The organism is Thermodesulfomicrobium sp. WS, assembly GCF_027925145.1.
In the GTDB taxonomy this organism is placed as follows: domain Bacteria; phylum Desulfobacterota; class Desulfovibrionia; order Desulfovibrionales; family Desulfomicrobiaceae; genus Thermodesulfomicrobium.
Genome location: NZ_AP027130.1, coordinates 1,074,679 through 1,088,252, shown reverse-complemented (window position 1 = coordinate 1,088,252; position 13,574 = coordinate 1,074,679). Strand labels below are relative to the sequence as shown.

General features: G+C 48.7%; 9 protein-coding genes. All 9 read left to right on the top strand.

All coding sequences use genetic code 11. The annotated features are described in order from the left end of the window. Nucleotides 1–126: 126 nt before the first annotated feature. The 9 genes from QMF81_RS05240 (at nucleotide 127) to QMF81_RS05200 (ending at nucleotide 13,569) form a co-directional block, all read left to right on the top strand. Nucleotides 127–393: a hypothetical protein gene (locus QMF81_RS05240; RefSeq protein WP_281752706.1), complete on the top strand. Its 267-nt coding sequence runs from the start codon at nucleotides 127–129 to the stop codon at nucleotides 391–393. A gap of 237 nt (nucleotides 394–630) precedes the next feature. Continuing rightward, entirely contained in the window at nucleotides 631–1,101 is a 471-nt protein-coding gene (locus QMF81_RS05235) for an acyltransferase (RefSeq protein WP_281752704.1), read from the top strand. Between the two features lie 46 nt (nucleotides 1,102–1,147). After that, nucleotides 1,148–2,059 carry an NAD-dependent epimerase/dehydratase family protein gene (locus QMF81_RS05230; protein WP_281752702.1) on the top strand — a complete coding sequence of 304 codons (912 nt, stop codon included), beginning with the start codon at nucleotides 1,148–1,150 and terminating at the stop codon, nucleotides 2,057–2,059. A 45-nt stretch (nucleotides 2,060–2,104) separates the two neighbouring features. After that, nucleotides 2,105–3,979 (top strand): class I SAM-dependent methyltransferase, encoded by a 1,875-nt coding sequence (locus tag QMF81_RS05225; protein WP_281752700.1) that lies wholly within the window; start codon nucleotides 2,105–2,107, stop codon nucleotides 3,977–3,979. A 12-nt stretch (nucleotides 3,980–3,991) separates the two neighbouring features. Then, on the top strand, nucleotides 3,992–6,184 hold the full coding sequence (locus tag QMF81_RS05220) for a methyltransferase domain-containing protein (RefSeq protein WP_281752698.1): 2,193 nt from the start codon (nucleotides 3,992–3,994) through the stop codon (nucleotides 6,182–6,184). Continuing rightward, complete coding sequence (locus QMF81_RS05215; protein WP_281752696.1) at nucleotides 6,181–8,076, top strand: glycosyltransferase; 1,896 nt, start codon at nucleotides 6,181–6,183, stop codon at nucleotides 8,074–8,076. Before QMF81_RS05220 ends, QMF81_RS05215 begins: the two co-directional genes overlap by 4 nt. A 926-nt stretch (nucleotides 8,077–9,002) precedes the next feature. Beyond that, nucleotides 9,003–10,349, top strand: a complete 1,347-nt coding sequence (locus QMF81_RS05210) for a glycosyltransferase family 4 protein (protein WP_281752694.1) — start codon at nucleotides 9,003–9,005, stop codon at nucleotides 10,347–10,349. Between the two features lie 8 nt (nucleotides 10,350–10,357). Further along, nucleotides 10,358–11,932, top strand: a complete 1,575-nt coding sequence (locus tag QMF81_RS05205; protein ID WP_281752691.1) for a glycosyltransferase family 2 protein — start codon at nucleotides 10,358–10,360, stop codon at nucleotides 11,930–11,932. Further along, nucleotides 11,929–13,569, top strand: coding sequence for a glycosyltransferase (locus QMF81_RS05200; RefSeq protein WP_281752689.1), 1,641 nt, complete (start codon nucleotides 11,929–11,931; stop codon nucleotides 13,567–13,569). Before QMF81_RS05205 ends, QMF81_RS05200 begins: the two co-directional genes overlap by 4 nt. Nucleotides 13,570–13,574: the final 5 nt, after the last annotated feature.

Genomic DNA, 13,574 nt, shown 5'->3' with positions numbered 1-13,574 from the left:
TCGGTCCTGCCGACTTGGCGAGAGGATTGCCTGACAGGGGGGCGCGGCGGGGGTGAGGAGAGCCATGACATAGGCATTGCTGAATCTTATTTACTCTTATCCAAATTGTCCCAAAGGAAAGCTAGAGTGCGATTATTGGGCCTGATCACTGCACGAGGGGGATCCAAGAGAATCCCCGGAAAAAATCTACGGAATGTAGGCGGCAAGACACTGGTGGCATGGACCATAGAAGAGGATGGTGGAGCCATAAGCTACAGCGAAACCACCATTGCTCTACTTCAAGAATATGGAATTCACTACTGTCTCTCAGTGGAGCACCGAGACGTCTCAACAAAAGATATGGCGTCACCGTTTGCTCTTCCAAGATATGACTGTACGTGTTTTCCATATTGAAAAAGCTATATCACAAAACATATATGAAATTTATAATATATTAAAATTATGCATATAAATTTCACAAGTATATTTCCTGGAGTAAGTTTTGGAAATGGAATTCAAATTATCGGCATAAAAAACATTACTATAGGACAAGGGTCTTGCATAGGAGAAAGTACATGGATCAATGTTTGTCATCGTGACGATAAAAAACATATCCATATTGGATCTTGTGTTCTCATTGGACGCAATTCCATGATCTCTTCCGGAGGATATGTAGAAATAGGTGATTACTGCTTATTCGCACCACGAGTTTTTGTATCTGACGCAGATCATGTATATAGTGACATCATAATGCCATACATGGATCAAGGGGCAACAGCCGGAAAGCTCGTGATAGAGGAAAACTGTTGGCTAGGAATAAATACTGTTATTTCTGGGAATGTCGTCGTAGGGAGGGGGTGTGTTATAGGAGCTAATTCCGTTGTCACTCATAGCATCCCTCCATTTTGCGTTGTCGCAGGCGCTCCAGCACACATCATAAAGATATTTGACTTTGCATCGAACACATGGATTAAGGTTCATGGAAAAGAACACATTCAAGAATTACTCGAATCAAGAGATAAGCATACAGTTCCCTCCCGCGAAGAATACGCTCTTATACTCAAGAAAAATGCAAAAACTAAAAAAGTCAACCCAATTGTTGGCGGCGGATATTCCATATAAAAATAAAATATAAATCGAAAATATGTCGAAAAATACTGATGGAGTTATGATGAAAAAATCCATATTGATAACTGGAGTTAACGGATTTATAGGATCTAATATAGCAAAAATGCTAATATCTTCATTTCGTGTTTTTGGCATAGGCAGATCTAGTAAAACTAAAAACACACTTGAAGACTATAAAAAGCTAGAACTACCTGACATCAATTTTAATAAAATACTAAAAAAATGGAAACCTAATGTTGTAGTACACTGCGCTGGATACGGGTCTGTTCCATTTTCTACAGAAAACCCTACAGCAGATTTTGATGCTGGCCCCAGATTGGTAGCTCATGTGCTTGATGCTATACGGACATCTGGTATCAAAGCAGACTTCATTTTTCCGTCCAGCGCAGCTGTATATGGAAACGCACAATGCCTTCCCATCACTGAGGCAACTCCGCTCCGTCCCATTTCTCCCTATGGATACCATAAAATGCACAGCGAAAATATCATTCGTCAGTATCATGAATTATATAGTCAGAATTACTTAATTCTACGTATTTTTTCATGTTACGGCGAAGGAATTCGCAAACAACTTTTATGGGATATAGCGCAGAAATCGCAATCTGAAACTATAGAGCTCTTCGGAACCGGAGATGAAACGCGAGACTTTATCCATATATACGATCTTGCACAAGCAGTAAAAATATTGATTACGAACGAAGTCAAAAATATCGCCATAAATGTAGCCTCAGGGAAACAAATATCTGTCCGATATCTTGCTCAATTACTTATCAAACAACTTGGAAAAAATATTTCTCTGCGCTTCAATGGAAAGATTCGAGAAGGAGATCCCCAATACATGGAAGCAGATATTTCACTGTTGCGGACTCAAGGTTTCTTTCCCAAATTATCGCTTGAACAAGGGGTGGGCAGATTCGCCCAGTGGTATCTCATGGAGTGTGCGCAGCGATAATGGAATATATACCGCAGGGTAAATACCCATGCAAAGGAGATGGAAATGTCCACTACTCTCGGATTAATCATTCAATGGGGCAGCGATGGCTGGACTGGTGGCCCCAATTATCTCAAAAACATCGTCCTTGCCATAGGAACACTTCCTCCTTCCCACCGTCTGCGTATGGTCTTTTTTGTCCTCCCAGAGCAAATCGATCATCTTGGACAGTATCAAAGCATACTTCATCTTGCAGATGACATCCGTCCTTTTGTCCCTGGTGTATCCATGGATGATGTTGATGTTCTATATCCTTTCCCTGCAGAAGATCCAGGAGTATCTGCAAATCCAGCGCGAGCATTCTGGATACCAGATTTCCAACACAAATACCTTCCTCATTTTTTCTCAAATGAAGATATTCAATGGAGAGAAAAATATTTTTCATATTTAGCATGTCAAAAAAATGCAGTTATTTTAAGCAGCCAATCTGCACTCAACGATTTTCAAAAATTTTTTTTCCCACAATGTCCTACATATATACTTAGATTCGTATCATCATTAGATGATAAATGGATTCAAATGGATGCTTCTTCTACTTTAAAAAAATTTCATATCAATAACAAATACATTATTTGTTGCAACCAGTTTTGGAAACACAAAGATCATCTATCACTATTTAAAGCTATAAATATTCTTAAAAAGAAAAATATTTATATAAATCTCGTATGCACAGGATCAACCGAAGATCATCGAGACCTCAATTACTTTAATTCATTAAAAGAATATATAGAGCAAAATAATCTTTCTCAACAAATTCAAATTCTCGGGCTCATCGATAGGACAGATCAAATACAACTTCTTCGAGCATCTATGGCTGTTGTTCAACCATCTCTTTTTGAAGGTTGGAGCACTGTCGTTGAAGACGCACGAATGTTTGGAAAGACTATTATCTACTCGGATATACCGGTACATAAGGAACAAAATCCTCCATACGGAATTTCCTTTCAGGCGGGCAACCCTTTTGCTCTTGCACAAGCAATAGAAGCAAATCTTGACAAGTTGAATTCAACGATAGGAACTCAACGAGAATTAGATGCTATTGCAAAAAATCGTGAAGCAAGAATAAAATTTGGATTAGATATATCAAAAATAGTAAATATTATAGGTAAAAAAAATAAAGATATCAAAATAAAAGCAATATACAACATAAAAAATACATTTTTTGCACAAAAACAATGGTACCATCCAGCCATTGCAGGATCACAAACATTCGCATCTGGGCTATTTGATATAAATATATATAAAAATGTATGTAATATATTAAATAAAATACAAAAAGATGATTATATAATTTTTTTAAATGAATTTATAAAAAAAGGAATTGAAAATTTCAAAGAAAATTGGAGATATGCAGACATATGTACTGTTTTATACCATTTATCAAAATCTCTTGATGTAAAAAATTACCTGGAGATAGGAGTTCGCCAAGGAAGAAGCATGGCAATGGTTGCTTCTTGCTGTCCAGAAGTAGATATCGTTGGATTTGATATGTGGATTCAAGACTATGCAGGAATGGAAAATCCAGGTCCAGAGTTCGTTCGCGATCAACTACTTCGCCTTAACCATAAGGGAAAACTTAACCTCGTCAGTGGAAACTCTCAAGAAACAGTGCCTGCATATTTTGCAGCCAACCCTCAGCAAACATTTGACCTCATCACCGTAGACGGTGATCACTCTCCTGAAGGAGCAACTATGGATATTCGTAACGTCTTGCCTCGGCTTCGCATCGGAGGTGCAATTGTTTTCGATGACATAGCCCACCCATCCCATCCACAACTTATTAATGTTTGGCAACAGGAAGTACAATCTCGTCCTAATATGAGCTGTTTTGAATTCACAGAACTTGGATATGGTGTGGCCTTTGCTATCCGTATGCACTAGAATGCGTATAATATGAAAAAACCAATTATTACCCTTCTTATTCCAACAAAGAATAGATACGCGATGCTCATACGCATGCTTGAATCTGTACTTCAAGCAGCAGGCCGGATACAGTGGCAAGCACTCGTTTTGTATGCAGATATTGATGATAATGCTCAAAAAATACCAACGATTTTTCCACAAACCATAATTTTAGACGAAAATAAATTTTTTCCAAAGAGAAAGCCGTCTTGGCCAGAGATGATGCAATTTTTATTAAAAAAAACAAATTCTCCATGGTTTATGTATGCATCAGACGACATTGTATTCATGCCAAATGCTTTTGTTTATGCCCTCGATATGGCACAGAAATACTCAGGATTAGCCGGAGGCGTTGCTATGGCATATCGCAACGCAAGCGCTCCACTAGATTCACCATGGTCTCAATATGGAATTGATTTAACACTGGGTGATCAAATCCTCATTAATTACGGACTCATTAATACCAATATAGCAAAATCATTAGGGGGGTTTGACACAGCATATAATTTTTATTGCGCGGATGGAGATCTCTGTCTTCGTATTCTTCGCGCAGGATTTCGCATTATCCCATGTATAGATGCTAAAGTTTTCCACGATGATATAATTGATATGACAAAAAAACAAAATATAAATATATCCGAAAAAGATATTGCTTTATATAAAAGAAAATGGTCGAAAATCTATTACGAAATAGACAAAGTTAATAGAATATTAGAAGTTAAAAATCAAATTAATAAAGAATATATTATATATAAAATGTATAAAGACAAATTGTATTCACCAGGAAATCCTTTAAAACTCCATCTTGGATGCGGAGAAAAATATTTAGATGGATATATCAATATAGATTATCCGCCAAAAGAACATGCTGTTATGCGACCAAAAGCGGATATATTTGCCGATATCACTCAACTCCAATTCCCGGACAACACGGTCGATGAAATTCGTCTCCATCACGTCTTTGAGCACTTCAGTCGTGTAGAAGCGTTAGGATTACTTATCCGTTGGCATCGCTGGCTTCGCGTAGGGGGTAAAATCCACATAGAAACCCCAGATCTCGAAGGTAGCGCAAAGACGATCCTTTCCAACGCGCCCTTCAAGCACAAAACAGCAGCCGCACGCCACTTGGCAGGAGACCAAACAGACCACTGGGCATACCACGTAGACCATTGGTTTCCTGAACGCTTCGCAGCAACCTTGTCCCACTTAGGGTTTGAGGACATTACTATCTCTCAAAGCACCTGGGATCATCCCCCCTACTTAGCCAATGTCACAGCCATCGCCATAAAAACCCACGATATCCCAGAAGAGAAACTTCTCCAGGCCGCCGACGAACTACTCTGGCTGAGTATAGTTGCGCCCTCCGAGATGCCAATGTATGAGATATGGAAAACCCAGCTCCGCAATTTTCTCGCTCACCACCCCATCCATGCTCCAAGTATCTCGATCGACGATACCCTCCAGCAGATTCTCCCCCTGCCTGCTGACGCCCCTCCCACTGAAGAAATCCACGATTTCAATCAACGCCGCCGGGATCAATGGGTGCAGGCCAAGGCAGCCACCATCTCCCCAGGAGCAATGGTTCTCGACGTAGGAGCGGGGACCTGCCCCTATAAAGAGTTCTTTTCCCACTGCCACTATTTTTCCCAAGATTTCAAAAAATACCAAGGCATTAAACTTGGCGGGAAAACAGAATACGGGGATATCGACATTGAAAGCGATATCACTGCGATACCTATTCAAGATAAATCTTTTGATGTAATTCTGTGCACAGAAGTATTAGAACACGTCATAGATCCTCAAGGTGCATTGCGAGAAATGATTCGTATCCTCAAACCAGGTGGAAAACTTTTGTTGATCGCTCCTCTTGGATCCGGAGTACACCAAGCACCATTTCATTATTATGGTGGTTTTACTCGTTACTTCTACGAACGCGTTCTTCCAAGTTTAGGTATGCATATCGTAGAAATTATTCCCAACGGCGGTTTTTTTGCGCTTCTTGCCCAAGAATGTGCTCGTGTTTCCTGGACATTTGAGCAGCACCACCAATATCATGGAGACCGATCCTCGGCTATCAAAAAACTCTTTCACCAATATCTTCCACAATATCTATATGCTATGGACAAAATTTTTAAAAATGAAGATTTTACAACAGGATATTTTATAGAGGCAGTCAAAAAATGAACGTTCAAGCAATATTTTTCAGCAAAGACAGGGCGTTACAATTACACGGCGCCCTGCAGTCTTTCTTTAAAAATTGTATTGAAGCAGAAGAAATATCCATTCGAATACTATATCATACATCAAATAAACATCATCAACACCAATATGATTGCCTCCAACGGGAATTTCCTCAAGTTCAATATATCCGGGAAACCCATTTTCGCCATCAATTGCTCGCTCTTATCGCTGATGCGCCATGGATTCTCTTCGCCGTAGACGACGTCCTTTTTTACCGTCCTTTCTCCCTGCATGAATGTATTACATCCATGGAAATGTGTCCGGAGGTGCTGTCGGCGAACCTTCTTTTAGGAAAAAATACTGTATATTGTTACCCACAAAATGCCTCACAGGAAATTCCTCTGCTCGAGCCTATACCCAAATCTACAATGTTACGTTTTCGCTGGGACAATGCGGAGTATGATTTTGGATATCCTTTAGAAATTTCTGGTTCTCTTTACCGGGCGTCGACCATTATCAGCCTTCTGCAAAATATCGCTTTCGATAACCCGAACACTCTCGAAGCAGCACTCAGTCAACATACCAATCTCGTTGCCCACATGCCATGGCGCATCATATATCCGCAATCCGTTGGATTCTGCAATCCACTCAACCGAGTACAGCAAGTTTATGACAACCGTGTTGCAGCACACTCCATCGATGCAGAAACCCTCTCCCAATATTTTGACGCAGGCCAACGCATTGATAGCGACGCCTATGCCTCTCTCGTCCCCAATGCCGTTCATTTCGAAGCCCCGCTCCATCTCCGCCCAACCCGCATCCAAATCCAGCCAGGCAACACCCCTCCGTCCATCACAGCGGTCATTCCTGTCTTCAATGGCGCGGCCTTCCTGCCCCAGGCTGTGGCAAGCCTGGTAGCCCAGCGATACGGGCCTCTGGAAATCATTATCGTCAACGATGGGAGCACCGACGACTCCTCAGCCGTGGCCCACCGCTTGGCGCACGCACACACCCCTCTGCCCATCCACGTCATCGACAAACCCAACGGCGGCATGGCCGATGCCCGCAATGCCGGAATCGCCCGCGCCCGTGGTGATTGGATTTTGCCCCTGGATTGCGACGACTGCTTTGCCCCGGGCTTTCTCCACCACGCTGCGGACATCATTGCCAACCATCCTGAAATCAATCTCATCTTTTCCAATGTGCAGGAGTTCGGGGCGCGCAACAATGTCTGGACCCCACCGGAATACTCTTGGGCGGAAATCCTCGAGCGCAACACATTCCCTTATGCATCGCTGTACCGCAAAGACTTATGGACCATGGGCCAGGGTTACGACCCCAGCATCCCGTGGGGAGCAGAAGACTGGAACTTTTGGATACAATGTACTCCACTCGGCATAAAGCCGTACCGCATCCAACAATGTTTTTTCCATTACCGAATCCATGGGCATGGATCCATGTCTACGATCATGAGGGCCCATTGGCCGGAAGTGGTGGCATGCCTGCATACGCTGCATCCACACATGTATCCTGTAAGTAGTCTGCTCGAAGAGCATCAAGTCATTGCCAATATGCATCCAGATGCTGCAAAGCGTATCGAAGAGACCATCGCCAAGCATCCAGACCGCCCCATGCCGTACTTCTGGCGAGGTCTGCGGCAAGAGGCAGCAGGCCGACTCCCCGAGGCCATCGCTGACTACATCAGAGCAGCCAACCTGGCGCCATACAACCAATGGCAACCCTACTACCGCCTCTACTGCGTCAATACCACGCTAGGACGCATCACCGCTGCCCGCAACGCAGCAGAAGAATGCGTCCAGCGGCAACCCCAATGGGGATCCATTTTAGGGGTTACCAGCACCTTTTGCGCTCAACCACTTCATAGTCTTTTATGAAAAATCCCCTGATCTCCGTTATCATACCATGTTTCAATTACGGGGCATACCTGCAACAATGCCTGCAAAGCGTGCTGACAAGCGCACAAGACATCCCCAAAGAGATCATCGTCATCGACGACGGATCCACAGACAATACACCGGAGATCGCCCGACAATTCCAAGAACACGTCACCTACATCCATCAAGAGAACGCAGGTCTTTCTGCGGCACGAAACACGGGCATGCGGCACGCGACGGGAAAATACCTTCTCTTTCTCGACGCGGACGACCTTTTGGCTCCCAATACCATTCCCGTACAAACATCCATCCTCGAAACCCAGCCAGATGTGGATATCGCCATCTGCCAAACCCGCGAAGTCCTCTCCATGGGGCCAGACGGACCGCTGGCGCCCATAGGGTTCTGGTGGTTGGTGCGAGACTCGATTCCTCTGCATCTATGCCATTTCAACATTGCCCCCCCACACGCCTATATCATCCGTCGTCACCGCGCACTGGAAAACGGATTTTTCGATACGACACTGCGCGCATGCGAAGATTATGATTTTTGGTTTCGCTGCGCAGTACGCGGTATGCAATTTTACTCTCATGCTCAAACATATGTTGTATACAGAAAACATGCAAAAAGCATGAGCGCCAACAAAAAAAATCAGATCAAGCATGACATCATCATGCATCATAGAACATTCAAAGTGATGCAAAAGTGGGAATTTGCGCAAAATTCTTATCAAATATGGATTGCTCATGCCCTGGGGTGCGCAATAACTGCCCTGCGATGCGCACAGGAAAACCAAAAGGACAATCTAAGCAAAATCATAGGGTTTCTTCTGGTATCTCTACAAAATGCATGTCAACGGATACATTTTTTTGATGATTCATGCAGCATCACCCAATATTACCTTGCAAAACTGAAGCAACATCTTCTTTTGCTCAAGCTACTCCGAGATCCATCCATTCAGTCTGCGATCCATATCATCCAGAGCCTGCACCCGGACCTTCCGCAAGAAGCGAGCGCCCTCGCCAAGATTGAAGCCACCTGCATGCCCCTGGTGCACCACCCCCAATCCTACACGCCGCCCCCTGCAGTGGTAGCAGTGCAGCCGCATCGCAAGCGTATCCTCTTGGGAAGTGACTTTTTCTGGCCATCATTGGGAGGCTGCGAAATCTTTCTCCAAGACCTCGGCGCCCAACTGGTCCGTGAAGGCTATGAAGTCCATGTGGCTACCCGCCAGATCCCTGAGCGCCAAACCTTCCAGCATCACGGCATGCACATCCTGCAGTGGCACTGCAGTGGGCGTTTCCAGGACAGCCACTTTGGGGACCAATATGCGGCGTATGCGCATTTTCTCGAACACGCCGACTACCATGCGGCGTTCTTCCTCGGCCAGCCGGACTCCTGGATGCATGCCCCCATGCTTTCTGCCTCTCCCCAAACCCCGATCCACCTCATCCCGGTCATCAATCCGGAGCTCGTGCAGGGCTGGATCGCGCACCAGCAGGAGGCGTTGATCGCAGCAGTACTCCATCGCGCCCGCTTGTGCATGTGCCTCACCCCAGGGGGGCTCGACGCGCAATTCTTGCGTGCCGCCGGAGTGCATCCCATATTCGTTCCCCACGCCCTCACCCCCTATGCGCCCAACCCTGGGTTTCGAGAGCGCCACGGGCTTTCTCCAGACCTGCCCCTTCTCGTCCACGTGGGCAATTTCTGGCCCGTCAAGAACCAGCTCGGACTCATCGAGGTCCTCTCCAAGACCCCAGGCACCTGGCAGATGGTCTTCATCGGCGCCGCCCTCCCGTGGCCCCACGAGCAGCACTATTTTGCCGCAGTAAAGAAGCTGGCGGCCCAGGATCCCCGCATCCGCATCCTCGGGCCCCTTCCCGCGCACGAAGCGGACGCTGCCATCGCCGAGGCGGACATCCTGCTCCTTTCCTCCCATGCCGAATGCCGGCCACTGGTCATCCTCCAGGCAATGCACCACGGCACCCCCTGGATTGCCACGCCACAATGCAATAGTGTGCACTGGGACGCTGGCGGGGTGGTCTGCCCGCTGGAACAATTCCCCCGCGCCATCCACAGGCTTCTAGAGCGTCCAGCCCTGCGCAAGGCTTTGGGTGTCCTGGGCACCGAACTTTGGAATGCGTGTTTTTCCTGGGAAAAAGTGTTGCCGCTGTTTCTGCAGATCATTGAAGAAGGCCGCCCGCAAGCAGAAATCACGCTTCCTGCGGACCTGCTGGCCGCCACCCAAACCATGGCAAAAAAAATCCTTGGATAACGAACCTTATGCACTTCTTCCTTCGTTTCCGCGGCACCCTGGAAACAGCCCCGGCCATCTGGGCAGCACAGCAGCTCCTTGAGGGCACGCCGTCTGCCGCGCACATGGAGTTCGCCCACGCGCTCTTGCGCCATGCCCTAGCCCTGGAACCCTGGAACCGCGAACTTGCGGCACTGGCCAACTCTTTGGCTGCGGCCATGGGACGCGCCCCCGTGCCGCTCCCGGACGCCCCTGCCCGCGCCGCCATCGACGCGATTATAGAGCGCCACCGCGACGACCCCCTGGCCCTGCTCCGCACCGACCTTCCAGCCCCGGCCCGGCACCGAATCCTGCTTTCCCTCTGGGCAACGGGACAGCACCCTGAAGTCGTTGCAACAGAGGCCCACACCTGGGCGCACACCGCACCAAGCAATCCCAACTTCGGAATCCTGGCCTGGGCCGCCCACGGCTTAGGCGCCACCGAACTCCGGGACCTGCTCTTGGAACGCGCTGCCCCCACCTGCTTCTGGGCGGAAAACCTGCGTGCCGCCATCGCCATGCTCCACGGCGACGCCGAAGCCGCGCGCCGCCACCTCGTGGCAAGCCTGCGTCTTGAGCCCGCCCAGCCGCACGCCGTGGAGCAACTGGCCTTGCTCGGTGAAGGCCTTCCAGCGCTTCCTCAAGCCGATGCCACCGTGCATATCCTCTTCTACACCTTCAACAAGCTGGAAACCACGCTCCGCACCTTGGAAAGTGTACTCGCCACCGACATTGGCGATGCGGCCATCACCCTCCTCAATAACGGATCCACGGCCTTTTCCCCGGCAGACCTCGAGGCCGGGGTCGCCCGCGTGGCCCAAGGCCGACCGGTGCGCTGCATCCATCTGCCGGTCAATATCGGTGCGCCCGCGGCACGCAATTGGCTCTGGCATCTGCCGGAGGTCCAGCAGGCCCGCTACGTAGCCTTCCTGGACGACGATGTGCTGCTGCCGCGCCATTGGCTCTCCCGCTTTCTCGCCGATTTGGAAGCGCATCCCCAATACTGCGCCGTGGGCGGCAAGGTGGTGAACCCCAACGCCTTCCACACCATCCAGTATGTGTACCGCTACTTCCAGGAAGTCGGGGAACAGCACATCCGCTTTACCCCCAATGCCCCCATGTTCTTCGACCTTGGACAATACGACGTGGTGCGGCCGTGCCTCTCCGTCATGGGCTGCTGCCATCTCTTCCACCGCCGCCGCATGGAGCGCCTCGGGGTCCCTGACTTCGATGTCCGGTTCTCCCCCTCTCAGGTGGACGACCTGGAGCGGGATATCCAAATCTGGAAACATGGCGGCATGGTGCTCTACGACGGCCGGGTGCGTATCATCCACTTGCAAGATGCAGGCAGCGCCGCACCCAAAAGCGAGGCTGCCTGGGCCCATGTATGGGGCAATCACCAAAAGATGGAAGGCAAATTCCGCGGCCAAGAGTTGCGCAGCATCCATGCCCGCGTCCAGGAGGCCGAGGCGGAAGCCTGGCGCACGGCGCTTGCCCGCGCCTGGGATGATTTTTCGGAAGACACTCGGCATTTCTGGAAAGCCCAGATGGGGGTTCCCGCATGAACATCACGTACCGAATCATTGACAATGGGCTGTATGGTGAACTCGACGCACTCTCCTCTACAGAAGTCATCGATCACCTCCGCAATTACCTTGGGAATTTTCTCCTCGATGCGGTTACCGGGACCGCATACGCCAATCGACTCAATCGTACGCCCCCAGAAGAAGTGGGCCCTCGCATTCGCGCCTGGTTTGGGTATCTGATCCGCAAGCTCGTCCACCTGCAGCCCTTCCACAGCGAAATCCGCCGCATTGCCGAGCAAATGACCGGTGCCGCCGACCCGCTCCTTCCCATACTCGAAAAGATCCAGATCCCTCCGCGCATCTCCCAAAAGATCACGAATCTCTGCACACAAAACGATATCCATCTTCGCCACACGATACTTTCCAAGATATATCTCCAATACCCCTACTCCCCTGCCCTCATCGATCTCCTCTTACTTACGGACCTGGAACGAAACATCCCGGTGGGGCAAGATTGGCTCGACCTTGCCAAGGTCCCGGCTCCACTCCAGCCGCTCCTTCAAGCCCAGATCTTGCAATATGCAGTTATTCAAGGCGACTACCAACGGGCTGCCTCCATTACCGAAAATATCTGGCCCCAGATCGAACATAACGAAGTGGTCCTCAATTTTGTCTCCGAAGCATATGTGCGTTTAGGAGACAGGCAGAAGGCTCTCATGGCATTGGAAAAATCCATTGCTCTGGATCCTCTCCAAATTCCAATGCAATGCAGAATGCAGCAAATTCGAGACGGATTTACTGAGGACAAATCCGTCCTTGAAAAAAACATCGCCATTTTCCTCTATTCGTACAACAAGAGCGAACTTCTCCAGAAGACCCTGCGAAGCCTCGCCCAGTCTCACCTGGGCAATGCACGCATCAGTGTGCTCCTCAACCATTGCACCGACGACTCCGCCGCTGCGGTTCGGGCCATCAATGAACGATACTTTGCCAATGCCATCGAGGTCATCGCGCTGCCGACCAACATCGGCGCCCCGGCGGCCCGCAATTGGCTGCTTACCACCGAGGCGGCAGAGCGCGCCGACTATGTGGCCTTTCTCGACGACGACGTGGAGATCCCCCCGCATTGGCTGACTACCTTGCTCACAGTCCTCTCCCGCACCCCCAAGGCTGCAGTGGCTGGAGCCAAGATCCTTGCTCCAGGCACCCCCAAACGGCTCCAATATCTCTACCACAATATTGCCGTGGCCCGGGAAGATCTGCTGCGCATCAGTCTCGACACGCCGACATGGAACTATGACGCTGGATTCTATGATTTCATCCGTCCAACCACAAACGTCATGGGCTGCTGCCACGTACTGACCCGCGAAGCCATCCAGACTGTCCCTTCCTTTGATATCCGCTTCTCCCCATCCCAAATGGACGACATCGCCCATGACATCGATCTCTGCCTGCACGGGTTTACGGTCATGTACTGTGGACTGGTGGAATGTATCCACTATCAAATGTCCGGCGTCGGCAGGCAAACATCCCACGATATGACAAAAATCGGCAATGTACGGGGCAATGACGTCAAGTTTTTCTACCGTTTTCTCCCCCATCAGCAAGCCCTGCAAACGATGAACAATCTGCATCTGGTCCCAGAGCTGCCTCCGCAGCACGCGCAGCGCTCCTGACCCAA